The organism is Streptomyces sp. R28 (assembly GCF_041052385.1).
Taxonomy (GTDB): Bacteria; Actinomycetota; Actinomycetes; order Streptomycetales; family Streptomycetaceae; genus Streptomyces.
On record NZ_CP163439.1, the window covers coordinates 1,028,746 to 1,053,281 of the forward strand.

The 24,536-nt window shown below is 71.9% G+C and carries 18 protein-coding genes and 1 pseudogene; 4 read left to right on the forward strand and 15 right to left on the reverse strand.

Annotation, left to right across the window (positions count from 1 at the left end):
• The first annotated feature begins 109 nt into the window (after positions 1–109).
• Together AB5J49_RS04380 and AB5J49_RS04385 are read left to right on the forward strand one after the other, a co-directional pair.
• A complete protein-coding gene (locus AB5J49_RS04380) occupies positions 110–2,959 on the forward strand; it encodes a beta-L-arabinofuranosidase domain-containing protein (protein ID WP_369167144.1) in 2,850 nt (949 codons plus the stop codon).
• Positions 2,960–3,045: 86 nt separating this feature from the next.
• Positions 3,046–3,498: an SRPBCC family protein gene (locus AB5J49_RS04385; protein WP_369167145.1), complete on the forward strand. Its 453-nt coding sequence runs from the start codon at positions 3,046–3,048 to the stop codon at positions 3,496–3,498.
• 15 nt (positions 3,499–3,513) lie between these two features.
• Here the strand turns inward: AB5J49_RS04385 and AB5J49_RS04390 are convergent, their stop codons facing one another.
• Complete coding sequence (locus AB5J49_RS04390; protein ID WP_369167146.1) at positions 3,514–4,320, reverse strand: LysR family substrate-binding domain-containing protein; 807 nt, start codon at positions 4,318–4,320, stop codon at positions 3,514–3,516.
• A 58-nt stretch (positions 4,321–4,378) separates the two neighbouring features.
• Between AB5J49_RS04390 and AB5J49_RS04395 the strand changes: the two genes are divergently transcribed.
• Entirely contained in the window at positions 4,379–4,771 is a 393-nt protein-coding gene (locus tag AB5J49_RS04395) for a DUF5997 family protein (RefSeq protein WP_369167147.1), read from the forward strand.
• Between the two features lie 80 nt (positions 4,772–4,851).
• Here AB5J49_RS04395 and AB5J49_RS04400 read toward each other — a convergent pair whose 3' ends face one another.
• On the reverse strand, positions 4,852–5,805 hold the full coding sequence (locus AB5J49_RS04400; RefSeq protein WP_369167148.1) for a Dyp-type peroxidase: 954 nt from the start codon (positions 5,803–5,805) through the stop codon (positions 4,852–4,854).
• Positions 5,806–5,972: 167 nt separating this feature from the next.
• Between AB5J49_RS04400 and AB5J49_RS04405 the strand changes: the two genes are divergently transcribed.
• Positions 5,973–8,138, forward strand: a complete 2,166-nt coding sequence (locus tag AB5J49_RS04405; RefSeq protein ID WP_369167149.1) for a TerD family protein — start codon at positions 5,973–5,975, stop codon at positions 8,136–8,138.
• A gap of 124 nt (positions 8,139–8,262) precedes the next feature.
• Here the strand turns inward: AB5J49_RS04405 and paaE are convergent, their stop codons facing one another.
• The 13 genes and pseudogenes from paaE to AB5J49_RS04470 all read right to left on the reverse strand — a co-directional run bounded on the left by paaE (position 8,263) and on the right by AB5J49_RS04470 (position 24,523).
• Positions 8,263–9,378 carry a 1,2-phenylacetyl-CoA epoxidase subunit PaaE gene (paaE, locus tag AB5J49_RS04410; protein WP_369167150.1) on the reverse strand — a complete coding sequence of 372 codons (1,116 nt, stop codon included), beginning with the start codon at positions 9,376–9,378 and terminating at the stop codon, positions 8,263–8,265.
• Complete coding sequence (gene paaD / locus AB5J49_RS04415) at positions 9,379–9,888, reverse strand: 1,2-phenylacetyl-CoA epoxidase subunit PaaD (RefSeq protein WP_369167151.1); 510 nt, start codon at positions 9,886–9,888, stop codon at positions 9,379–9,381.
• A complete protein-coding gene (gene paaC / locus AB5J49_RS04420; RefSeq protein ID WP_369167152.1) occupies positions 9,882–10,709 on the reverse strand; it encodes a 1,2-phenylacetyl-CoA epoxidase subunit PaaC in 828 nt (275 codons plus the stop codon). The genes paaD and paaC overlap by 7 nt, the downstream gene beginning before the upstream one ends.
• Positions 10,710–10,719: 10 nt before the next feature.
• Positions 10,720–11,049, reverse strand: coding sequence for a 1,2-phenylacetyl-CoA epoxidase subunit PaaB (paaB, locus tag AB5J49_RS04425; protein ID WP_369167153.1), 330 nt, complete (start codon positions 11,047–11,049; stop codon positions 10,720–10,722).
• Positions 11,046–11,993: a 1,2-phenylacetyl-CoA epoxidase subunit PaaA gene (gene paaA, locus AB5J49_RS04430; protein ID WP_369167154.1), complete on the reverse strand. Its 948-nt coding sequence runs from the start codon at positions 11,991–11,993 to the stop codon at positions 11,046–11,048. The genes paaB and paaA overlap by 4 nt, the downstream gene beginning before the upstream one ends.
• Positions 11,994–12,161: 168 nt before the next feature.
• Positions 12,162–13,052 carry a peptidoglycan-binding protein gene (locus AB5J49_RS04435; RefSeq protein ID WP_369167155.1) on the reverse strand — a complete coding sequence of 297 codons (891 nt, stop codon included), beginning with the start codon at positions 13,050–13,052 and terminating at the stop codon, positions 12,162–12,164.
• Positions 13,052–14,598, reverse strand: a pseudogene (locus tag AB5J49_RS04440) (DUF6519 domain-containing protein). The gene AB5J49_RS04435 and the pseudogene AB5J49_RS04440 overlap by 1 nt, the downstream one beginning before the upstream one ends.
• Before the next feature lie 90 nt (positions 14,599–14,688).
• Positions 14,689–16,884, reverse strand: a complete 2,196-nt coding sequence (locus tag AB5J49_RS04445) for a hypothetical protein (RefSeq protein WP_369167156.1) — start codon at positions 16,882–16,884, stop codon at positions 14,689–14,691.
• Complete coding sequence (locus tag AB5J49_RS04450) at positions 16,884–19,157, reverse strand: putative baseplate assembly protein (RefSeq protein ID WP_369175040.1); 2,274 nt, start codon at positions 19,155–19,157, stop codon at positions 16,884–16,886. The genes AB5J49_RS04445 and AB5J49_RS04450 overlap by 1 nt, the downstream gene beginning before the upstream one ends.
• Positions 19,043–20,680, reverse strand: coding sequence for a hypothetical protein (locus tag AB5J49_RS04455; RefSeq protein ID WP_369167157.1), 1,638 nt, complete (start codon positions 20,678–20,680; stop codon positions 19,043–19,045). Before AB5J49_RS04455 ends, AB5J49_RS04450 begins: the two co-directional genes overlap by 115 nt.
• Positions 20,677–23,799, reverse strand: a complete 3,123-nt coding sequence (locus tag AB5J49_RS04460) for a putative baseplate assembly protein (RefSeq protein WP_369167158.1) — start codon at positions 23,797–23,799, stop codon at positions 20,677–20,679. The genes AB5J49_RS04455 and AB5J49_RS04460 overlap by 4 nt, the downstream gene beginning before the upstream one ends.
• A complete protein-coding gene (locus tag AB5J49_RS04465) occupies positions 23,796–24,191 on the reverse strand; it encodes a GPW/gp25 family protein (RefSeq protein ID WP_369167159.1) in 396 nt (131 codons plus the stop codon). The genes AB5J49_RS04460 and AB5J49_RS04465 overlap by 4 nt, the downstream gene beginning before the upstream one ends.
• Positions 24,188–24,523 (reverse strand): hypothetical protein, encoded by a 336-nt coding sequence (locus AB5J49_RS04470; RefSeq protein WP_369167160.1) that lies wholly within the window; start codon positions 24,521–24,523, stop codon positions 24,188–24,190. The genes AB5J49_RS04465 and AB5J49_RS04470 overlap by 4 nt, the downstream gene beginning before the upstream one ends.
• Between the last annotated feature and the right edge of the window lie 13 nt (positions 24,524–24,536).

Sequence of the window (24,536 nt, forward strand, 5' to 3'; positions counted from 1 at the left end):
ATCCCGTCAGCACCGTTGACGCTCCCTCACCCCACGCATAACGTCTGGTCGACCATTCGCACAACGTTCGTGATTTCGGACAAGCGTCGACCTCGTTGAGGAGCCCCCCATGGCACCGCCCCTCTCCAGACGATCCCTTCTCCAAGCCGCGGCTCTGGCGGCGGCGACCCCCACGGTCTCGTTCGCGGCAACAGGCCGGGCCTCGGCCGCCGTTGCGGGGGCTCAGGCTGCGGCCGCCGTGCAGGCGGCGCAGACCGTGGCAGCCGCCCCGTCCGCCTGGACCGTCCAGCCCTTCGCCCTGGACGAGGTGGCCCTCAGGCCGGGCATCTTCGCCGGGAAGCGTCAGTTGATGCTCGATCACGGCCGGGGCCATGACGTGAACCGGCTCCTGCAGGTCTTCCGCGCCAATGCCGGGCTCTCCACGGGCGGCGCGGTGGCCCCGGGCGGCTGGGAGGGGCTGGACGGCGAGGCGAACGGCAATCTCCGCGGCCACTACACCGGCCACTTCCTGAGCATGCTGTCGCAGGCGTACGCGAGCACCGGGGACCAGGCCTACGCCGACAAGATCGGCATCATGGTCGGGGCGCTGACCGAGGTGCGTGAAGCGCTGCGCCGGGACCCTCGGATGCTGAGCGTCGCCGGGAAGTTCGGCACCGCCCAGGAGAACGTGCGCGGCTCGTACCAGTACGTGGACCTGCCGGCCGCCGTGCTCGGCGGTGCCCCGGCGATCACGTTGTCGGCCTGGGTGAAGCCCACCCACAGCGCCGACTGGGCCCGCGTCTTCGACTTCGGCAACAACAACACCCGGTACATGTATCTGGCCGGGCGCAATGCCAATGGCGTCCCCAGGTTCGCCCTCACCACCGACGGACCCGGCGGCGAGCAGGGGCTCGACGGCACCGCCGCACTGCCGCTGAACCAGTGGAGCCACCTCGCGGTGACGATCAGCGGCAGCACCGGCACGCTGTACGTCAACGGCACGGCCGTCGCCCGGAACACGTCGATGACCCTCAACCCCTCGGCGCTGGGCACCCTGGCGAACAACTGGCTCGGCCGCTCGAACTTCTCCGGCGATCCGGTGTTCGCGGGCGCCTACGACGAGTTCAACGTCTGGTCGCGGGCCCTGACCGCCGGCGAGATCACGGCGCTGCAGAGCGACCCGGCCTCCGCGACAGCGGCCGGCCGGGGCGACCTGGCGTCGTACGACTTCTTCGAGACCACCGGCGGCACGTTCGCGGACGCCTCCGGCCGCGGGCTGACCGCCACCCTGCGCCGCACCTGGGGCGGGCCCAGCCACCCCGGGTTCCTCGCCGCGTACCCGGAGACCCAGTTCATCGAACTGGAGTCGATGACCAGCGGGGACTACACCAAGGTGTGGGCGCCCTACTACACCGCGCACAAGATCCTCAAGGGCCTGCTGGACGCCCACCTCGCCACCGACGACGCCCGGGCCCTCGACCTCGCGTCCGGCATGTGCGACTGGATGTACTCACGGCTGTCGAAGCTGCCCGACGCCACCCTCCAGCGGATGTGGGGCATCTTCTCCAGCGGCGAGTTCGGCGGCATCGTCGAGACGATCGTCGACCTGCACTCGATCACCGGCAAGGCCGAACACCTCGCCCTGGCCAAGCTGTTCGACCTGGACAGGCTCATACACGCCTGCGCCGCGAACAACGACGTCCTGGACGGCCTGCACGCCAACCAGCACATCCCGATCTTCACCGGTTACGTCCGGCTGTACGACGCGACGGGCGAGAGCCGCTACCTCACGGCCGCGAAGAACTTCTGGGGCATGGTCGTCCCGCAGCGCATGTACGGCATCGGCGGGACGAGCACGGCCGAGTTCTGGAAGGCCCGCGGGGTCATCGCGGGCACGATCAGCGACACCAACGCCGAGACCTGCTGCGCGTACAACCTGCTCAAGCTGAGCCGGATGCTGTTCTTCCACGAGCAGGACCCGAAGTACATGGACTACTACGAGCGGGCGCTGTACAACCAGGTGCTCGGCTCCAAGCAGGACAAGGCCGACGCGGAGAAGCCGCTCGTCACGTACTTCATCGGCCTGAAGCCCGGGCACGTGCGCGACTACACGCCCAAGCAGGGCACGACCTGCTGCGAGGGCACCGGCATGGAGAGCGCCACGAAGTACCAGGACTCCGTGTACTTCAAGAAGGCCGACGGAAGTGCTCTGTACGTCAACCTGTACAGCCCGTCCACGCTGACCTGGGCCGCGAAGGGCGTCACGGTCACGCAGCGCACGGACTTCCCGAGGGAGCAGGGTTCCACGATCACCATCGGCGGGGGCAGCACGTCGTTCGAGCTGAAGCTGCGGGTACCGTCCTGGGCGACCGGCGGCTTCAAGGTGACCGTCAACGGCAGCGCGGTCGGCGGCACTCCGGCCGCGGGCAGCTACTTCACCGTGTCCCGGACCTGGCGCAGCGGCGACACCGTGCGCGTCACCCTGCCGTTCCGGCTCCGGGTCGAGAAGGCCCTCGACGATCCGTCCCTGCAGACCCTGTTCTACGGCCCGGTCAACCTGGTCGCCCGCAACTCCTCGACCGACTACCTCCAGTTGGGCCTGTACCGCAACGCCGGGCTCTCCGGCGATCTGCTGCCGTCCCTCACCCCGGTGTCCGGCAAACCGCTCCACTACACCCTGGGCGGCACCGAGTTCGCCCCCTTCTTCGAGGGCACCGAGGACCCGACGCACGCCTACTTCCGGCGCTCCGAACCCCGGGTGATCCTCGGCACCACCGACTCCGGCGTCGCCAATCCCGCGAAGTCCGACGGCACCACGCTCCTGGACGAGATCTGGGCCGGCGCACCCTTCAGCGGCAAGGGTGCGCTGGTCTCGCGTGTGCGGTCCACCGTGAACGCGTGGGTGACCGCGGGTCTGCTGAGCCAGGCGGACGGCCGGACGGTCCTGCGGACGGCGGAGCGGGCCACGTACGCCCCCTGAGCCGCCGCCCGCCCAAGGGCCCCGGGTCCGGGACCCGGGGCCCTGCAGCACGTGCGGCGCGCGCCCGGCGCGGTGATCCTGGCACGATGACGATCGATGTATCGGCGGAGCGGGTGATCCCGCTCCCTCCCGAGCAGGTGGCCGGGTACGCCATGGACTGGCGCCACGACCCGGAGTGGACGCAGGGCATCCGGACGGCGGAGCTGACCCGCGAGGCCGAGGCGGGCGGCTTCGGGGTCGGCGCCGAGGTCACGCGGACGGCGTACTTCCTCGGCCGGCGCATCGACTACGTGCTGCGCGTGGCGTCGTACGACTTCCCGCGGCTGCTGGACATGGTGTCCGTGGCCGGTCCGATGCCGATGCACGTCACCTACGGCTTCGACCCGCACCCGGACGGCACCCTCGCCCGCATCCGGGTGCGCGGCGGCGACGGCGGCTTCTACCGGCTGGCGGCGCCGCTCATGGCCCGACAGGTCCGCTCCCACATCGGCAAGGACCTGCGCGACCTGCAGCGCAGGCTCACGGAGCCCACCGTTTGAGGCCCGTGCCGTGCGCTACGAACGGCGGCGGGGCTTGCCTCGGCCGGTGCCCTTGGCTCCCTTGGTTCCCTTGGCGCCGCCGGAGCCGCCGCGGGGGCTCCGGCCGGTTCCGGGCTGACGGCGGGGGCTGCCGGTGCCTTCGGGGCGCTTGCGCTTCGGCTGCTCCGGGGCGGCCGGGGTCTGGGACGTGGTGCGGCCCCGGGTGCTGTTCACCGTGCGGCCGCGGACGACGCCGATGAAGTCCTCGACCAGGTCGGTGGTCGCCTCCTCCGGCCAGGACAGGGCGATGCTCGACTGAGGGGCGTCCACGAGCGTCCGGTAGGTGAGGTCCTTGCGGTGATGGAGACGGGCCAGCGACTGGGGTACGACGAGCAGGCCGACGCCCGCCGCGACGAGCTCGACGGCGTCCGCGGTGGTCGCGGGGCGCTCGACGGCGGGCTGCCCCGGCGGCCGCTCCCAGTCGAGGACGTCGTCGAGGGGGTGGAAGACGACCTCGTCGGACAGGTCGTCCGTGGTCACCTCCTCCACCGCCGTGATGACGTGGTCCTTGGGGACGACGACGACCGTGGTCTCGGTGTAAAGGGGGATCGCGCTGAAGAGCGTACGGTCGACCGGGAGCCGTACGAACCCGGCGTCGGCGGAGCCGTTCCCCAGCAGGTCGGACGCCTCGGCGGCAGTGGCGGCGTGGAGGGTCAGGGGGACCTCGGGGAAGCGCTCGTTCCAGGTCCGCACCCACTTCGAGGGTGTCACTCCCGGGACGTACACGAGCCGGAAGGAAGCGGCTGCTTCCGAGGACGAACGAGGTGCTTCCGAGCCTGTCACCTGGCCAGGTTACCGGCCGTGGTCGGCGGCGGCTCAACCGGTCGATACCCTTGAGACCATGACGTCGCACCAAAGCACCCAGACCATGAAGCCCGCGACCGCGGCCAAGAAGCTGGGTGTCTACCTCGAAGCCACCCCCGCCGAATTCCAGGAGGGTGTCGTCACGCGCGCGGAACTGAACGCGCTGCAGGCGGAACCGCCGCAGTGGCTGCTCGACCTGCGACGCGACGGCCCGCACCCCCGCCCGGTGGTCGCGGCGAAGCTCGGCGTCTCCATCGCGGGCCTGGCCCGCGGCGGTGTCACGGAGCCCCTCACCACCGAGCAGATCGAGGCGCTGAAGCAGGAGCAGCCCGAGTGGCTGCAGAAGGAGCGCGCCACCCAGGCCGATGTCCGCAAGGAGGCGGCCCGTCTGAAGGAGCGGAACGCGGAGCGCGCCGCAGAGCGCCCCTGACCTCGCCCTCACGGTCTCGCCGTGGGCGGGTTCCGTCCGCCTGAGCCCGGCCCGTGAACCCGCCCACGCCTCCCTTCGGCTCAGTCCGTCACGGACCGTTCCTGAATCGACTCCAGGAAGGTGACCGGCGGGATGAAGAAGAGGGTTCCGGTGACGGCCCGCGAGTAGTCGAGGATGCGGTCGGGTCCGGATTCCGGGCCACCCAGGAACATCTTCCGCATCATGGCCTCCGGTATCCCCGGCGTCCGGGCGTAGGCGATGAAGTACGTGCCGAACTCGCCGTGTCCGGGCCTGCCGAACGGCATGGCGCCGCGCAGTATCTCCAGCTCCTCCCCGTCCGGGCCGGTGACCGTGTTCACGTCCTTGTGGGAGCCGGGCACGTCGAGTTCGATGTTGGTCAGCTTGGAGCGGCCGATCACCTTCTCCTGGGCCTCGACCGCCAGGGCCTCCCAGGCGTCGACGTCGTGCAGGTACTTCTGGACGACGGCGTAGCTTCCGCCGCTGAACACGGGATCCTCGTCCCCGACGACCGCCGCCTCGGCCGCCGCCTGGCCGACCGGGTTCTCGGTGCCGTCGACGAAGCCGAGGACGTTGCGCGAGTCGAAGTAGGCGAATGCCTGGACCTCGTCCTGGACGGTGACCGCGTCGCGCAGCCGCTTCATGATCTCGGCGGCCAGGGCGAAGCACAGGTCCGTGCGGGCGGCACGGATGTGGAAGAGCAGGTCGCCGGGGGTCGACACGGCGCGGTGCCGTGATCCTTCCAGTTCCTTGAAGGGGTGCAGCTCCCGGGGCCGCGGGTCTCCGAAGAGCCGGTCCCACGCCGTGGACCCCACTCCGGCGACGCAGCACAGGCCGCCGTCGGGACTGGGGAATCCGACGGCCCGTACCAGCCCCGCGAGGCCGGCGAGCAGATCGCGCACCTCGGGCTCGCCGCCCGGCTCGATGGTGACCACCAGGAAGACGGCGACGGGCGCCGGCGGACTGAGCACCGGCTGTGACTGTGCATCGGTCAACCGCATCGACGACGACGGCATTGTTCCCCTCTCACCCTCGACCCCCGCCACCTATCGATGCCCGGCCGAACCGCGAGCGATACCCGCCGAATGTCCGCACATACGACTAGTGCGAGGCGTGAGGAAAACCGTGTTCGCCGTGGAAAACCCGTATGCGAACTCACGTACGCATGCGGGATCATCCGGGGATGGTCCACCGTCTCGAACCCCTGGTCGTCCGGCACACCCACCGTCTCCCCTCCCCCGCGGGACCCGCCGGCGAAGGCGCCGTCGCGGCACGGCAGTTCGACGCCGCGTTGATGTCCGTGGGCTTCAAGCTCTCGGCGGAGCTGCTGGCCCGTCTGTCGGGGCTGTCCGAGGGCACGGTCCTCGACACCGCGGTGCGGACGCTGGGCACGGTCCGCGAGATGGTCGGCGACCATGTGCGGCACAACACGTACTTCATCGACTTCCCGGCCAACGTGCCGGACACCTACGACTTCTGGACGGGCTGCATCGCCGAGGCGATCGCCGACGACGCGTCGCGCGCGAGCGTGCTGGAGCAGCTGAGCGACGGTGTCGTCGACCTGCTCACCCTTCCGTCGTACGGCCGCTACCAGCACACGTACGCCGAGATGCTCGGCCACCACGAGGAGCTGATCGCGGCGGCCGGCGACCGTGTGACGGTGCTGCACCTCGGCGGCGACGCGGACGCCGAAGTCACCGCCCTGTACCTGGCGTTGGCGGGCAGCAGCACCCCGCTCGGCGAGGACGCCCTGCCGGATCTCGAGGTGCTCGCCGGGGTGTGCGTCGACGGGCCGCAGCCCGAGGAGATCCCGGTCCGGGAGAACCGGGCCGTGATCAACCGGGCTCGTCTGCGGGCCGGTTCGGCGCTGTTGCTGGACACGGTCACCGATGTGCTGCGGCTGGCCTGCGCGTGGTCGGACGGTGACGTGACGCTGCTGGAGCCGACGCGGTTGCGGGGGCTGTCCCGGCCGGTGCGCCGTGCTCTGCTCGCGGGACTCGACTCGGTGGTCGCCGCGCAGCCCGCCAAGCTCGCGGACGTCCACGCGCACCGCGAAGCCTGGAAGCGGCTGGGCGAGCGGCTGCACCCGCACGAGTACCCGCAGTGGCCGCACGCCGCCCACGTGTTCGCCGTCGCGCGGGGCGAGAAGGAGGCCCGCTCCTTCGACAGCCGGGTCGAGGAACTGCTCGGCATGAACGACATCATCGGCGCGGTGAAACTGCTGAGGTCCGCGCCGGGCAAGCTGTTCCGTTCCCTGGACCGGCTGCTGCGCCACTCCCTCGACCAGGAGGAGCGCGCGACGGTCGCGGACGTCGCCGAGGAAGTCGTGGCCGAGGTGTCCGGCCGGGTCGTGCTGTCGGTCCGTGAACACCTCGCCAACCGGGCGCAGGACACCGGCGAGCGCCGCGTGTTCGTGAACCGGCTCGGCCGCGCCTGGGTCACCGAGGACGACCGTCCTCCGGTACTGCCTCCCGAGCGGGAGCGCCTCGTCGCGGCGCTCGACGCCGAGGTACGGCGTCGGCTCCCGGCTCCGGGCCACCTGCTGATCGACCCGGACGTCCTCGATGTCGCGCTGCCGCTCAGCGGCCGGGCGACCGCGGCCGGGCTCGGCGTGCTGCCCCGCGGCTCGGTGTCGCCGGTGGACGGCGAGCTGCTGCGCTTCTTCGTGTACTGGAAGCAGAACAGCCACCGCACCGACTACGACCTGTCGGCGCTGATGCTGGACGCCGACTACGCGACGGTCTGCTGGCTGGCGTACACCAGCCTCAAGGACCTGGAGGGCGAGCACTCCGGGGACGTCACCGAAGCGCCGGACGGCGCCTCGGAGTTCATCAACCTGCGCCTGGGCGCGGTGCGCGGCGACTTCATCGTCCCGCAGGTGAACATCTACGCCGGGGAGGGCTTCGAGGAGGTCGAGGAGTCCTTCTTCGGGTTCATGCTGCGCGAGGCGGAGCAGCAGGGGCGCCCCTTCGAGCCGCGTACCGTGCGCATGAAGTCGGAGCTGCGCGGGCCGGGTCGGGTCGCGCTGCCACTGGCGTTCCTGCGCGGGCCGGACGGCCGGTGGCGTGCCAAGTGGCTGCACCTGTACCTCAAGGGCCACCCGGCGGCCAACCGAGTCGAGGACAACCGGGTCTCGGTCGCGACGCTGCTGCGGGGCATCGTGGAGCGCGAGCAGCTGACGGTCCGCTACCTCACCGGTCTGATGGACGCCACGACGACGACCCTGTGGGACGGCGCAACGGTCCCCGAAGGTCCCGTCACCTACATCGGCCTGCGGCGTCCCGACGGGCTGCACCCGGAGTCGCGGATCGTCGCCCTCGAAAATCTGCGCGACCTGGTCCCTGCGTGACTGTTAGAGTCGGCGGTGGCGAGGCCATGAAGGGACTTCCTTCTCAACTCCTTCTTGAATCAGTCCTTTCGCTTTCCTCGCCACTCCACTCTTCCGGCCGATGCCGATCGGCGCTCGCCGCCGGTCAGCTGTCGTAGTCCACCGTCAGCGTCTCGGAGACCGGGTACGACTGGCAGGTCAGGACGTATCCCGCCGCGACCTCGGCCGCCTCCAGCGCGAAGTTGCGCCGCATGTCCACCTTGCCGTCGGTGACCAGGGCCCGGCAGGTGCCGCAGACCCCGCCCTTGCAGGCGAACGGCAGGTCGGGGCGGCTGCGTTGGGCGCCGTCGAGGACGGTCCGCTCCCGTGGCAGGGCGGCGGTGGTGGAACGGCCGTCGAGGGTGATGGTGACTTCGCTGACGGGTCCCGTCGGGCCGGCCTCCTCGTGGTGCGCCTCCCGTACCGGCTCGTCGTCGGCGTAGAACAGCTCCTGATGCACCCGCTCCGCCGGGACGCCGAGTCCCTCCAGCACCCGCTGCGCGTCCCGGACCATGCCGTGCGGGCCGCACAGCCACCAGTGGTCGGCGCCGCGTACATCGACCAGCGCGTCGATGAGCGTCGACAGCCGGTCGGCATCGATACGGCCGGAGAGCACCTCGGCCTCCCGCGGCTCGCGGGACAGCACGTGAGCCAGCTGGAACCGGGCCGGATAGAGGTCCTTGAGGTCCGCCAGCTCGTCGGCGAACATCACCGTGTCGGTGCGGCGGTTGCCGTAGAAGAGGGTGACCGTCGAGCGGGAGTCGGCGGCCAGGACGGACTCGGCGATGGACATCATCGGCGTGATGCCGGAGCCCGCCGCGATCAGTACGTGATGGCCATGCGTGGTGAGGTCGGGCGTGAAGGCGCCGGTGGGGGCCATCACCTCGACGATGTCGCCGGGACGTACGTCCTCGACGAGCCAGGACGAGAACAGGCCGCCGGGCACCACTCGTACGCCTATCCGGGGGCTCGACCCGACCGGCGAACAGATCGAGTACGACCGCCGCTCGTCCCGCCCGTCGATCTCGCGCCGCACCGTCAGCGACTGACCGGGCGCGAAGGCGAACTCCTCGGCCAGCTCCGCCGGGATGTCGAAGGCGACGGCGACCGCGTCCGCGCACAGGGGCGTCACGGCGGCGACGCGCAGGGCGTGGAAGGCCGGACGGCGGCGGGTGCGCGGGCGTGCCGCGGCAGCCGGCTGTGCTTCCCTCAGGCCTTCCATTCAGATCTCCTTGACGTACTCGAACGGCTCGCGGCAGGCGCGGCAGCGCCACAGCGCCTTGCAGGACGTGGCGGCGAAGCGGGAGGTCTCCTCGGTGTCCGCCGAGCCGCAGCGCGGGCAGGACACCGCCGGCCGGGTGGGTGACAGCACCAGCGGGACGGGGCCGCCGCGGGGTGCGGGGCCGGGCGGGGCGATGCCGTGCTCGGCCAGCTTGCGGCGGCCGGCCGGGGTGATCCAGTCGCTGGTCCAGGGCGGGTCGAGGACGGTACGGATCTCCACGCGCGCGTACCCGTCCGCACGCAGCCGCGCCGCGACGTCGGCCCGCATCTCGGCCATGGCCGGACAGCCCGAGTAGGTCGGGGTCAGGCTCGCGACGACCGTCCCGTCCTCGGTCAGTTCGACGCCCCGCAGGACGCCCAGGTCGGCCAGGGTGAGCATGGGCAGCTCGGGGTCCGGCACCTGTTCGGCGATGTGCCGGGCGCGCCGTGCGTCGAGCAGGGTGGTCACCATGTCGCCTCCGGGTGGGCGCGGGCCACGCCCTGCAACTCGGCCAGCAGCGGGGCGAGATGCTCGGTGTGCTCGCCGTCACGGCCGGATCCCGGCAGCGGCCGGTACACCGGCATGGGCAGTCCGGCGGCCGCGGTGACCTGGCGCAGCACGGCGACTACCTCGTCCCGTACGTCGTACGCCGTGAACAACTCGCCGACGTAGGGGGCGACTTGCTCCAGGGCCCGGCGCGTCCGACGGTGCGACTCGTCCGTGCCGTCCCCCAGGCGCACGGCCCACTCCGCGGCGTACTGCCGGTGGTAGGCCAGCTCCTTGACGCCCTTCGCGGCGATGGCCGCCAGCACCGGGTCCGGGTGGGCCGCCAGCCGCTCGAAGTGGGCGAGGCGCCAGCTGGAGAGCAGCAGGAGCCGCACAATCGAGAACGCGAAGTCGCCGCCCGGTACTTCGGCCAGGCGTACGTTGCGGAAGTCGCCGGCGTCGCGGAAGTAGGCGTAGGCGTCCTCGTCGCGTCCGGAGCCGTCGGCCTGGCCGGCGCGGGAGTAGAGCAGGCGCGCCTGGCCGAGAAGGTCGAGGCCGATGTTGGCCAGCGCCACCTCCTCCTCCAGCTCGGGGGCGCGGGTGATCCACTCGGCGAGGCGCTGGGCCGAGACCAGGGCGTCGTCGGCGAGCGCGACGCACAGGGCCGCCAGTTCGCCGGCGTCGATGCCCTCGGGCACCGTGGTGTCCACGCCGTGCAGGGGGTCCTCGAAGCCGGTGCCGTAGGCCCAGCGGGCGTCGTCCTCGTGTCCCTCGGCGAGGGTCAGATAGACGTGGTCGTCACTCATGCCCTCTCCTTCAGATGTGCGGGACGTCGGCGGGGATGTCGTAGAACGTCGGGTGGCGGTAGACCTTGTCGGCGCTGGGCGCGAAGAACGGGTCCTTCTCGTCGCGGGTCGAGGCGGCGATGTGCTCCGAGCGCACCACCCAGATGGACACGCCCTCGTTGCGCCGCGTGTACAGGTCGCGTGCGTGGGTGAGCGCCATCCGGTCGTCGGCGGCGTGCAGCGATCCGACGTGCACGTGGTTGAGCCCGCGCTTGCCGCGCACGAACACCTCGTACAGCGGCCAGTCCTGCTTCCCGGAGGACTTCTCGGACGTCTGCTCGGGCGTCTGCTCGTAGGTCATGCCACCGCTCCCTTCTCCGCACGGGCGGCCTGCTTGGCCGCGTGGGCGGTGGCCGCCTCCCGCACCCAGGCGCCCTCCTCGTGGGCGCTCCTGCGCCGCTCCATCCGCTGGTCGTTGCACGGCCCGTCGCCCTTGATGACCCGCATCAGCTCGTCCCAGTCGGGGGTGCCGAAGTCGTGGTGGCCGCGCTCGGCGTTCCAGCGCAGCTCCGGGTCGGGCAGGGTGACGCCGAGCTTGTCGGCCTGCGGGACGGTCATGTCCACGAACCGCTGGCGCAGCTCGTCGTTGCTGTGCCGCTTGATCTTCCAGGCCATCGACTGCGCGGAGTTGGGCGAGGCCTCGTCGGGCGGGCCGAACATCATCAGGGACGGCCACCACCAGCGGTTCACGGCGTCCTGCACCATCTCCCGCTGGGCCTCGGTGCCGCGCATCATCGTCATCAGCAGCTCGTAGCCCTGCCGCTGGTGGAAGGACTCCTCCTTGCAGATCCGCACCATCGCGCGCGCGTACGGCCCGTACGAGCTCCGGCACAGCGGCACCTGGTTGCAGATCGCCGCGCCGTCCACGAACCAGCCGATCACACCGACGTCCGCGAAGCTCAGGGTCGGGTAGTTGAAGATCGACGAGTACTTCTGGCGGCCCTCGATCAGCCGGTTCGTCAGGTCCGTGCGGTCGGCGCCCAGGGTCTCCGCCGCCGAGTACAGATACAGGCCGTGCCCGGCCTCGTCCTGCACCTTGGCGAAGAGGATCGCCTTGCGGCGCAGCGACGGCGCGCGCGTGATCCACTCGCCCTCCGGCTGCATGCCGATGATCTCCGAGTGGGCGTGCTGCGCGATCTGGCGGATCAGGGTCTTGCGGTAGCCGTCCGGCATCCAGTCCCGCGGCTCGATCCGCTGGTCGCGCGAGATCGTCGCATCGAAGTGCTCCTGCAGCTGCTCCGTCATCGATACCAGCTTCCGACTTCCGGCTTCCCAACCGACCATTCGTTCGGTACCAGTGTGGCTTGTTTTCCGGTGCCGAGCAAGACCCATTCCACAAGCCGGAGCCGCCCTGAATACCTCCTCGGGGTATTCAGGGCGGCTCCGGTGGAGGCCGTTCACTCAGCCGTTCACTCAGCCCACGTCGGGCACCTTCAGCTTGTCCCAGCTGACCTTGCCCGGGATGCCGTCCGCGTCCTTGCCCTTGAAGTGGAGCTTTTGCTGCCAGGCGGCGTAGGAGCGGCGGTCGGCCTCGGTCCACTCGGGGCTCGGGCCCTCCTCGTAGCGGCCGCAGCCCTCGGCGACCAGGCGGCGGCCCATGGCCGTGATGATCGGGGACCTCTGACCGATGTGGAAGAAGCCGCTGCCGGGGAACGGCACGTACTTCGGCTTGGGCACGGGCTTCGGGTCGGGGGCGGGCTCACCGCCACCGCCGCCCTTCAGCCGCTGGGCGATGCGCTTGCGCATCCCGTCCATGGTGAAGCCGCGCGGGTCCTGCTTGCCGGGCTGCCACTCCTTGTGGCCGATGACCGAGCGCTCGCTCCAGCCGTGGTGGCGGCAGATCGCGGCCGACACCTTCTCGATGGCTTCCTTCTGCGCCTCGGGCCAGGGGTCCTTGCCGTCGCCGAGGTTGATGCACTCGAAACCGTAGAAGTGGGCGTTGCCGTCGGTGTCGGCCTCGTTGTCGTGCGGCAGCTTCGACTCGTTGATCACGGCGCGCAGGACGTCGCTGTCCCCGAGTCCCGCGTGGTTGGCGCGGCCGTTGCCGACGAGGTGGATCTCGCCCTTCTTGTCTATGACGCCGTGGCAGAGCGGGCCCGGCAGGCCGGAGTAGCCGTTGTAGCAGATGTTCACCGACGCCTCGGTGCCCTTGGTGACGGTGTGGTGGATCATCACACCGTTCACCGGGCCCCAGGCGCCCTTGCTGTTGCGGTTGTGGGTGCGCCAGCTGCGCACCTCGTGGACCGTCAGACCCTCCGCGCGGAGGATCTCCACCATCTTCGACGCACTCAGGGGCTTGGCCATTACTCGTCTCCCTCCGCCGCCGACTCCGCATCCGCGGTGGTCTGCGACCTCCCGCGCGACGGGTCCTCCGCCAGCTGCTCCTCGCGGCGCGCCTGCTCCTCCGCCGCGAGCGTCGCCTCGTCGGCGGCCGGGATGCTGCTGGCCAGCGGGTTGAAGGCCAGGCGCAGGTCGACGGTGCCGCCCTCGCCCTTGACGAGGGCAAGCGGCGCGAAGCCGCGGGCGATGCCGAAGGGGCCCCGCAGCAGCGGGCGGCGTGCCGCGTCCCTGGGCCACTCGACGTTGCCGGTGGCGGTGCGGGCGGGGATGATCCAGTGGTCGCCGGTGCGGTAGCCGCCGCCCTTGGCGAAGTACACCTCGACCCCGTCCTCCAGCGGCAGCCACTCCCCCTCCGCGACGGGAACCGCACCGCCCTTCAGAGCCGTCGTACGGCCCTTGCGCTTCGGTCCCTCGTGGTGGTCCCAGCGGCGCAGGAACGGGTTGAGGCGGGGCAGCCGTCCGACGGCCTGGTCGGGCTCGGCGGACAGGCGCACCCGGCGGCCCGGCAGGTCCAGTTCCTCGACCCGGAGCAGGGGCAGCGGTTCGAGGCGGGAGGCGTAGGCGGTGTCGGTGAGCTCCACGTGGTCGCCGACGTCCAGGTCCAGCTTGTCGTCGTGTCCGAGGGATGCCAACTGCACCCAGGTGCCGTCGAGTTCGTCGACCGGGAAGACCACGGAGCCGTTCTCGCGGGACCACTTGAAGGTGGCGTCCTTCGCCTCGCCGCCCGCGTGGACCTCGACGCGGTACAGCTGGTTCTCCTGGCCGCGGTAACGGGCGTCCGGCTTCACCAGGCACGGGTCCTCGTCGGCGTGGTCGGGCCGCTCGCTGCGGGCGGCCAGGCGCGCGGTGGGCGTGGCCTGCTTGCGGGCCCACTTGTCGAAGGCGGCCCGCACGACCTCCTTGGACGGGTCGGTCTCCTCGATGTCCAGCGCGGCCAGCGACAGCGGCAGCACCTGCCAGACGACCTTCACGCGGGCGGCGGTGTCCGGCATCGCCGCGCCGAGCGCGACCTCGCGCAACGCCGGGTCCTCGGCGGCGGATACGGCACGCTCCCACACGTTCAGGTAGACCACGAACGGCGAGGTGGCGGGCGAGGGCAGCCGGTCGCCGGGCTTCTCCGGGTCACGGAAGCCGTCGGGCTGGTCCCAGTAGGTCCAGTGCGCGGGCGCAGCGGCGGCGTCCTGCTCGTCGGCGTCGTCGTCCGGGACCGGCACGCCGGGCGCCGGGCGGGTCGCGTCGACCAGGATGCCGTCGACGTAGTAGCGGCGCCCTGGATGTGCAGCGTGTCGATGTCGTGCTTGCCGCCCACGTAGTCGATCTTGAAGCCCGCGGCGTCACGCGGTCCGCCGTGCCGGCCGATCAGGTCGGCGGCGAGGGTGCGGGCCTGGTGGAGCTGGATCGCGGCCTGCTCGTTGAGGTCGGCGTCGAGCTGGACGCGGCCCTGCTGGGCGATGACCGCCGAATAGCGCCGTTCCGGGCGGAACGTGAGGCGGGAGAGATCAGCGTGCATGAAGGGGGTCCCCCTGGTTCAGGAAAGTGCGGGTAGGGCTTACGGCGGCGGCGCTCTCGTCGCGACTCATGTCATCAACCACGTCACGCATCACGTCACGAAGAAGATCCCGGCGTCCGTGCCCGCCGGGGTGTACTCCGCGAGCCGTGCCCTGAGGCCGTCCTCGCGCTGCGGCCGGTACAGGTCGTGGAAGGCGCCCATCTCGGCGCCGTCGTCCGAGCCGCGCCGGATCTCCTCGGCGCACCGGTCGGCCGGCAGCCCGTACCAGGGCGTCCCGTAGCGCTCGGAGGTGAACAACGGCCGTACGCGACCAGCCTGTTCGGGCCCGGCCAGGTCGGGCTGGCAGCGGTACCGGCGCGGGGTGCGCGACCCGGCCGGCACGTACGAGTACCGCAGGCACCCGATGCCGCGCCGGGCCACGTGGAGCCGGCCGGTGAAGACCGAGTTCTCGGCGATCTTCACGGCGTGCGTGTGGATCTCGCCGATCACAGTGGTGCGGTGCAGATGCAGTACGGCGTGCGCGTGGCGGCAGTCCGGTGCGGAGAGGGCCTCGCGGTCGCTGCCCGTCGCGTCGAGGATGCTGTCGCGCAGGTGGATGTCGAGGGGTTCCTCGCTCACCTCGTCGCCGATGACCTCGATCGTGCCGAGGATGCTGTGCTCGACCTGGAGGCATGCGGTGGTGCGTTCCAGGACGATGCTGGGCTCCTCGGGCGAGTGCGGCTCGCACTCGGGCTCCAGCGACCAGCCGGGCACGAGCGTGGAGTGCCGTACGACGACCGCGCCCACGGAGCCGGTCACGTTGATGCCGCGTCCGGCGACCAGCAGGCCGTCGAGGACGATGCGCGGGCGCTCGTGCGGGGCACAGTCCTCCGACACCGCGCGGATGTTGAGCGCGTCGGGGCGGTTGCTGTACCAGTCGAGCAGGCGTATCACCGGGCGGGTGCCTTCGGCCGCGCGGACTTCGAGGCGGTCGCCGGGGTCGAGGTCGAAGTCCAGCTGCTCCTGGTAGGCGCCGCTGTGGGTGATCTCGATGATGCCGGCGGGGCCGGTCCGGTCGGCGCGGCGGTCGTGCTGCCAGGCCCGGTAGGCGTCCATGATCTGGCGGTACGGCTGCCCCGGCCCGACCCGGTAGACCTCGGCGTCGGGACGCGGCTCGCGGTCCTGGCGGTCGTACTCGCCGCCGCCCATGTCGGCGGCGAACGCGTAGTGGTAGTCCACCCACACACCCTGTCGGGGCGCCGACCGCGAGCCGAACGCGATCCGCCCGAGCTCCGGGTCGACAGCGACCTGGCCGCGCCCCGGGCGGTAGCGCCAGTCGGACAGGTCGGCGACCACGATGTCCGACGGCGGTACGGGCTGGTCCTCTCCGTCGCGCCGGATGACGAGGCTCTTGCCGGGGCCGTAGTAGTCGGTGAGCCGGTCGTGGAGCTGGCGGCGGGTGATGAACGCCGGGACGTTGTCGATGGTCGCGATGTGGGTGGGCGACGGCTCCGGGAACGGCTTGGTGACCAGCGGGGTGTCGTTGCCCAGGATCGAGAAGGTGTAGAGGTTGCGGGCGCGGTCGATGCAGTACGCCGGGGACTGGGTGAGCGAGTGCGCCTTCAGCCGCCAGACGAAGAGCGCTACTCCGGCGGGCGTCCAACCCCCTTGCCGGTGGCGCGAGTTGGCGCGCCGCACGTCGACGGTGCGCGCCGTCGCGCCGAAGGGGCCGCCCGCGAGGTCGAGGGCGGAGTTGTCGCGCAGGTCGACGAGACGGCCGCGCTCTCCACGGTGGACGCCGGTGTCGCCGTACAGCTTCACGGGCTGGGTGTGGGCGACCTGCCGGGACAGCTCGACGGCGCGGGCGGGCCAGCCGGTGACCTGCTCGGAGAGTTCCTCCAGGAGGTGGAGGGTGCCCTTGCGGCGGCGGTTGGCGACCGTCGCGGCGACGTCGGCACGCGGGGCGACGGCCTCGGCGAGGGCGGCCCGGCCGCCCTCGTGCAGACCGGTCGTGAGGACGCGCTCGTAGCCCGGCAGGGTGCGGTAGCCGACCAGGTCGCCGAGGTACGGCAGCACCCACGGCGCGGCCGTCTCCACGAACAGGTCCTCGTAGCCCTGCTGGACGCCGTCGCGGACCCGGTCGAGCTGCTCGGCGATCACCGCGAGCAGGGCGCGCAGCGGCTCGCCCTCCTCGGCGTCGCGCAGCAGGTGCCAGCGGGGCAGCAGTTCGGCGAGCCCGTCGGGTTCCCTGGACGTCGTCGCCGGGGTCGCGGTCTCGAAATGGACATCCGCCGGGTTCGCAGACATCACTTGACCTCCGTCAGAATCAGGGTGTCCGCCGCCCTGGGCGACAGCAGTGCGAGCTGGGCCGGGCGGATACCGCGGAAGACGAACACCGACCGTCCCTTCGCCAGGCGGCGGGTGTCGGTGATGTCGGGGTTCAGGCGCAGGAGTTCGGCGAGCGGGACTCCGTACTTGGCGCAGATCTCCGACAGCGTCTCGCCGTTCGCGACGCGGACCGTGTGGACCTTCTCGTCGTACGTCGCCGGGTGCGCCGCCACCGATGCCTTCGGCGGGCCGGGGTCGGTGAGGATCCCGGTGAGTTCCTCGGGCATCGCGGACGCGGGGACGCCGGTGAAGACGTCGACGTCGACGTAGTCGACGCCGGGCACGGAGTGGGCCGTGGCCAGGACGTCCGAGAGACGGGCAGGTCGGCCCAACTCGCGTCCCTCGTAGCCGAGTCGGCGGAGGAGTGCCTGACGCAGCCGTGGCTCCACGACTTCCCAGGCGTGGTCGCGGGCGACCTTCACCTTGGCCGCGACGAGCAGCAGGACCAGCTCACGTACGTCCACCCGTACGGGGAGGTTGAGGTCCCCGTACTCGGTGAGCGCGCCGCGCAGGGCCCTGAGCGTGTCCGAGTCGCCGTCGATCGGCACGTCGTCCGTGCCGGCGACCGTCACGTGCAGCACGCGCCGCCGCCCGTCGAAGAGTTCGCGTGCGGCGGCCCGGCCGATGCCGGCGCGGGAGCGGGCGAAGTCCTCGTAGTCGGACGCGGAGACCAGGCGGTCCAGCGCCGAGACGGCGAGCGGGATCGTACGGCGGGTCAGGCCGGGTCCGTCCGCGTCCGCGCCGCCCTTGGCGGGGCGCGGGTTGGTCACCTGGGTGACGCCGAGCGGCCGGGTGAGGGGCTGGGTGATGCGGTCGGCGGCGACGTTGGCGGCCTTGCCGGTGCCGAAGCGGTAGGGGGCGCGGATGTTCTCGTGGCCGGAGGGCAGCCGGGCGCCGCTGATTCCGTCGCCGAAGGTGACCGTCGTACGGCCGTCGGCGGTGGAGCCGGTGATGTACACGCGCTCGCCCGGGCCGCGTCCGGCGAGGCTGTCGACCTCGTGCCAGAGCACGCCGTCCACCCGGATCTCCAGCACCGGTGTGGCGCCGAGCGGATTGTCGTCGGCGAGCCAGGTGAGCGGGGACTGCCACAGCGCGAACGTCTGGTTCACGCGGTCCGAGTCACCGCTGCCGATGGCCTCCTCGCGGCTCTCGCCATGGGTGGCCTCGACGACGTTGCCGAGGATCCTGACCGTCTCGCGGCGGTAGCGGTGGGCGAGGTCGGCGGTGAGGGTCAGGCGGGTGTGGACGTGGTCGCCGGGGAGCTGGGGGTCGACGGCCGGGTCGGCGGCGGCGATGGTGACGACCTCGGTGGCCTGGACCCCGGTCGTCCCTGGGACGTCACTTCGCTCGCCGCTCACGATGAGGGTACGTCCGGGCCGCAACCCGTCGTACAGTTCCGCGAGTTCGACCTCGTTGCCGTGGACGTCCTCGCCCAGCGGTTCGTCGGCGAGGCGGAGCGGCTCACCGGCCGCGTGCACGGTGGTGTCGCGGACGTGCGAGAGCAGGACGTCGAACTCGTCCAACCAAGGGGCGGCAAGGGTGAGTTCGGTGCCGCGGCCGGTGATGCCGTAGTTGGTGTACGCCGCCGTACGCGCCGCGACGACCTGGGTGGTGACGAACGCGAGCTTGGCATCGCCGGGGATGCCGCCCTGCGCACCCTTGGCCGGGCGCTGGATCGCGACCCAGCTGCCGACCGTGATGCCGGTGTGGACCGAGTCCAGCTGGAGGATGCTGCGGTTGAGGGGCTCCGGCTTGCTCGCGATGACGACCTCGACGTTGGGCTCGGTGGTCCCCACCGTGTACCTGAGGCTCACCTCGTACTCGCCGTGCGTGAACTGCTCGCCGGTGTTCGGCCGCAGGGAGATCTGCTCCGACGTGCCGTTGTGGATGCCGACGTGGACCAGGCCCTCGTCGTCGGGCCGGGACACGAAGAGCGCGCGCTCCGGCAGGCCCGAGTGGAAGCGGGCCGTGACGCCGGGGTCCTGCGAGTCGGTGGGGCGGCGGTTGAGCCAGCTGAGGTCGCGGTCCTGGCCGGAGCGCACGGACAGCTCGACCTGGCCCGTGCCGAGCGGGAAGGTCAGCGGCTGGACGACGGGCAGGTTCTCGGCGCGCTGGTCGGAGCTGCTGCCCTCGACGTACTGGAACTCGGCCCGGACCGGCGTCCGGCCCGCTGTGTCGTACACGACCCGCATGCTCGCCAGCACGGCACCCGTGAGCGGCCAGTCGGCGGTGCGGATGACCCGGCCGCGGTCGTCCTGGACGGGCTTGAGCGGGGCCGTGGCGCCGAAGGGGGCGGCCGTGACCCGCATGGCGAGCAGTTCGCGCAGGAGCTGCCCGGTGCCGGGGGCGGGGCCGCCGCTTTGCGCCAGGCCGGGTAGAGGCTGCCGAGGGCGGGGTTCAGCGCGGAGAGCAGGCGCGCGGTGTCGCCGCCCGGACGCTGGGCACCGGTGCCGCCGTGAGGCGCGGGGGTGGCCGCGCGCAGGGCCGGGAGGACCGCGCCCAGGGTCTGGAGGGCGGCCGAGCGAGGATCGACGGCGCTCTTCAGCGTCCGCGTCTGCGTCAGCCCGTCTTCGGCGGGCTGGGCGGGCGCCAACTGCATTGCTCGCTCTGCGAGTTCAGCGAGTACCGCCTCCAGCTGCTCGAACCACGCGGCCACGTCCTCGTACGGCTCGGCCAGCACCTGCGCCTCGCCGAGCCGTGCGACGGGCTCCGCCAGACGGGCCGCGAGTCGCTCGGGGCTCTTGATGCCGTCCAGGTCGTCCCGCAGGGGCGCCAGGACCTGGTCCTCGAAGTCCTCGATCAGCCGGCTGACCGGGCGCGGGTTCGGGACCTCCGGCGTCGGCGGCTCGTCGCCGGGCTCCCCCGGTGCTGCGGGGGCGGCGGTCCACCGCCGCACCTCGTCGACCAGCTCCTTCAGGGTCGGCGGGGCCGACTTCGGCAGGGAGATCGCCGTGATCTCGTCGTCCCGGTCGACGCGCGCCTTGGCGACGGGCAGCAACTTGCGCTCCCCGCCCGCCTGTTCACCGAAGACGAAGAGCAGCTGGTCGCCGGTCTGGAGGGAGTTGGCCGTGCCCTCGACGAAGATCTCCGAGCGGCGCTCCAGGTCCTCGGGGGTGACCAGGGATGGGCGCCGACGGCGTACCTTCAGCTCGTTCCAGTCCCAGCGGGCCGTCAGGTCACGGCTCGTCTCGAAGGTGAGGGACTGCTCGTCGGCCGAGGCGGGCACGCTGTGGCTGCGGGCGCCGCGCACAATGGTGACCGGCAGCGCCTCGGCGCGCGGGTCGCGTTCCAGGGTGTACGCCAGATGCGTGGCGGCGGCGACGCCGGGGCGCGGCCGGTGGCCGACGAGGCGGCCGAGCAGGACCAGCGAGCGGTGCTCGTTGGCCGTACGGATGTAGGCCTCGTCGGCGATGCGCTCGGAGTGGAAGGTGAGCAGGTCGCCGAGGACCGCGGTGGCATCGAGCAGGCCGATCGCCGGGTCGTCCGGGGTGCGGACGGTGAGGCCGTCCAGTGCCGGGTACGCCGGTGAGGCGAGCCGGTCGAGGAGGGCGGACAGGAAGGAGCCGTACTCGCCGACGCGGTAGTCGAGGGCCGTGCGGCCGGGCGGATTGTGCACCGGGGCCGGGGCGAGGCGCTCGTCGTGGCCGTCGCGGCAGGCGCCGCCGCAGGTGCACTCGTCGGTGATCGTGCCCTCGGTCATCGCTCCCCCGGTCATCGGGCACCTCCCAGGGAAATCGCCAGCCGGCCGTTCTCCGGCCGGTCCGGGTCGTTGTCGCAGATGGCGATCTCCAGCGGGCCGAGCCGCAGCACGCCGTCCTCCCTCTCTCCTCGGTCCGGCTCGAACAGCCTGTGCAGTCGGGCCACTTGGATGCTCTCCACGCCGGGGACCGCGGCCGCGACGGCGACCAGGCGGGTGAGCCGTACCGGTTCGCCGAAGGTCAGCGCGTCCGGGTGGAAGAAGCCGAGGCGTCCGTCCGCGAGTCGGCCGTTGCCGAGGACCCGGTACAGCTCGGCCAGGATCTGCCCGTGCTGGTGGCCCGGCTTGGCGCACACGGTCAGCGCGATGTCCAGCGGGACCAGCCGCGCGGCGCCGACGACGAGGTCGTGGCCGATGCGACGGTACGGCTCCAGGGACTGGGCGACGGAGGCCAGCAACTCCTGTGACGGGGCGCCGGTGCCGGACGCGTCGATCGCGACATGCGCCTCCTGGACGCTGCCGGTCCAGCGCAGCTCCGCCGCCGCGCGCTGCACGCCGGGCAGGGCGGTGGCGAGGGCCGCGTAGTCCTCGGCGGTGACCGCGCGCAGCCGGGTGCGACGCAGGTCGAGCGGGGCCAACTGGCGTACCTGCTCGACGGGTTCGGGTTCGATTCCGCCCTTGGCGGGCAGCGGGTTGCGGACCACGGCGGCGGGCGGCGGCTCGCAGTCGGACTGGACGACAAGGTGGTTGATGGCCTCCGCGCCGACGTTGCCGGCGGTCCCGCCGCCGAGCCGGTAGTGCACGGCCAGGCGGGATCCGGGCGTCGGCTTGGCGCCGCGCCGCCCGTCGCCGAAGCGCAGAGCGAGACGCCCGTCGTCCTCGAGTTCGCCGACGAAGTGCCTCTCGCGCGGGCCGCTGTCGAGCAGATCGCGGCGCGGCGCCCATACGGCGTCCTCGTCGTCGCTCCCGTGGAGGCGTACGGCGGGCAGGGCGCGGCGCGGGTCCAGGTCGAGCGCGGCGGTCGCGGAGCCACGCAGCACCGGCTCGTCGGGGTGCAGTCCGGCCGCGTACGCCGGGCCCCAGCTGTGCGCGATCTCCCAGGCGATGTGCCCGTCGAGGACGGTGCCCGCGCGGGCGCGGGCCGTCAGGACCTCGATCCGGCGCAACTTGGGGTCGAGCAACTGGTCGCTGCGGTGCAGGAGTTCGCGCAGGGCCCGGACGGGATGGCGGCGCAGTTCGATCCGCTCCAGGATCTTCAGGCCGTAGATCACCGCGAGTTCGGCGATCTCCTGATCGCCGAGACCGTCCCGGTCGCGGGCGCTGCGCCACAGCTCGACGAGCCGCTGCCGGACCCAGCCGGGAATCGCGGCGATCCGCTCGGCCTGCCCGGCGGCGACGGTGCCGAGGTCGGGGAAGGGCGCCGCCTGGACCACGGGCGCACGGCCCAGGACGGGACGGAAGCGGGGCTGGATGCCTGGGTAGACGGATTGGGCCAGCAACGTGCGTAGCGCTGCCGCCTGGGCGTATGCGGTGCCGGGGACGACCCGCTCGTGGCGCTGACCGGCTCGTTCCAGGCCGAGTCCGGCCCGGTTGGTGGCGGACTCGCCGACGACCTCGAAGAGCTCGCGGATGTCGTCGGGCGTCAGTGCGTCGCCGGATTCCGCCTGGTCCGTGAGCGAGTTGATGAGCCGGCCGGGCGCGTTGCCCTCGTCGCGGTCGTGGCAGCCGAAGGCCGGAGCGTCGCAGGGGGCGACGACGGCGGGGACCTGCGGGACGGTGAACGTCTCGGGGAGCCCGTGCAGGGTGCGGCCGTGGTCGACGAGGACGACGTTGCCGCGCGCGAGGGTCACGTCCTCGACGGGCAGGCAGTCACGGCCGCCGCGGGTGGCCAGGCAGAGCGGGAAGCGCAGGGCGTCCTCGGCGGTCCAGGTGACCTCCAGGACCGGCTGGTCCTCGATGCGGTCGACGGCGGGCGTGACGGAGGTCAGGCGTACGGCCTGGCGGTGGCTCGGGTCGGCATCGCCAGGGGTGCCGGTGCGCGGGCCCTTGACCTCCTCCAGGACGAGCAAGTCGCCGGGCTTCAGGTCGAGTCGGCGTTCGCGGCAGGTCTCCGGGTCGACCCACTCGTCGCGCAGGGTCGCGGAGGTGGCGCCCTTCGGGAGGGTGCACACCTCGCCGCCCCAGGTCCACAACCCGATCGCGTTGTGCGCGACGCGCAGCTCCAACGGGTCGGCGGTGACGACGGGTTCGAAGACCTCCACCGAGCCGCGCTCGTCGAGGTCGCCGAGGTCGGCCTCGTCGATGACCGTGCCGGGTTCGGGGCGGTCGTGCGGGTCGAGGGTGCGCACGTCGACGGAGGCGAAGCGGTAGGTGCCCGGGGCGAGCGTGTGGTCGCCCGCGGTCTGGACGGCGACGTAGGCGCGGGCCGTGCAGCCGTCGTGCATCGCGTAGTCGATGAGCCGGACGTGCCGCCGTACGGACACCCGGCGGCGGGCGGTGTCGAGGTAGGCCTCGGTGGCGACCGCGTCCTGCTGGTAGCTGATCTGGTCACCGGTGTACGCGAGCAGTTCGACCAGGGTCATGCCCAGGTCGGCGGGGTTGCGCTCGACCCAGTCGGGGGTGGTGAGCGCGAGCCGGTCCAGGAGCAGCTTGCGGATGGTGTCGTAGTCGCGGGCCGTGTAGTCGACGACGGGCGCGGCAGGGAAGTCCGAGGACGGCTGCTCATCTTCCTTGCAGTCGAAGGGAGTTGGGCAGTCGGGCCGGAAGGCGAAGGTCGCGCTGTGGTAGCGCTGGTCGAAGCCGCGGAAGGGCTCGGTGCCGGGGCGGCCGTACGGGTCGGTCTCGACGAGGGCGAGCCGGTAGCGGGAGGTGTCGCCGGCCTTGTCCAGGGTGACGTAGAGCCTGTCGTCGAGCTCCGGGTCCTCCTCGCGCTCCACACTCACGTCCACGGCGGTGATGCCGGTGATGCGGCGGCCGCCGTCGATGCGGACGTTCTCGGGGCCGAGGCCGTGGGGTGCCTTGCCGAGGAAGGTGACGGTGAGCAGCAGCCCGTCGTCGCCGACCTCTACGGAGTCGACTCCGCCCAGCTGAGCGGCGCGGACCTTCGTCCGGCGGGAGGTGGTGGTCGTACCGGTCATGCCGTGGCCCTCCCTTCGAACACGTCGTCGCGCCGGGTGCCGTCGGCGCGTATGGCGTACGACAGGTACACGCGGACGACGTTGTCCTCGCTGATCACGTCGAGGGCCTCCACGTCGATGAGGTCGCCGAGCCAGCGCTGGAGCGAGGCCTGGACGGAGAGTTCGAGGGTGCTGATGAGTTCCGGGCTCGTCGGCGCGAAGACCAGGTCGAGGAGCCCGCAGCCGAAGTCGGGGCGCATCACGCGCTCGCCGGGGCTGGTGAACAGCAGCTGTTCGATGAGGTCGTGGACGTGCTCCCCGTGGGTGGCGTGCGCGGTACGGCCCCGGCGGTCGGCGCGGAAGGGGAACGCGATGTCGGAACGGGGCCTGGTTCCCCGGCTGGTGGGACTCATCGGACGGTGACCTTTCGCTGCGCGGCCTGGACGACGGGCGGCCCCTGCGGCACGAACGCCGCGGTGAAGCACTCGGCCGCGGAGGTGTCCAGCAGCACGGGCGAGCCGTCGACGGTGATGCCGGTGCCGGCCGCGGTCCAGCGGACCGTCACGCACGGTGCGGGCACCCCGTCGACGGTGTGCGGGCAGCCGGTGACGACGTAGCTGTGGGCGGCCGTGGCGACGGCGGCGCCACCGGCTCGGACGCCGCCGGAGGGTGTGGTGGCCGCGATGACGCGACCGCCGTGCGGGCAGCCGATCACGGCGTCGGCATCGAGCAGACTCCCGGGCATGTTCTCTGTTCCC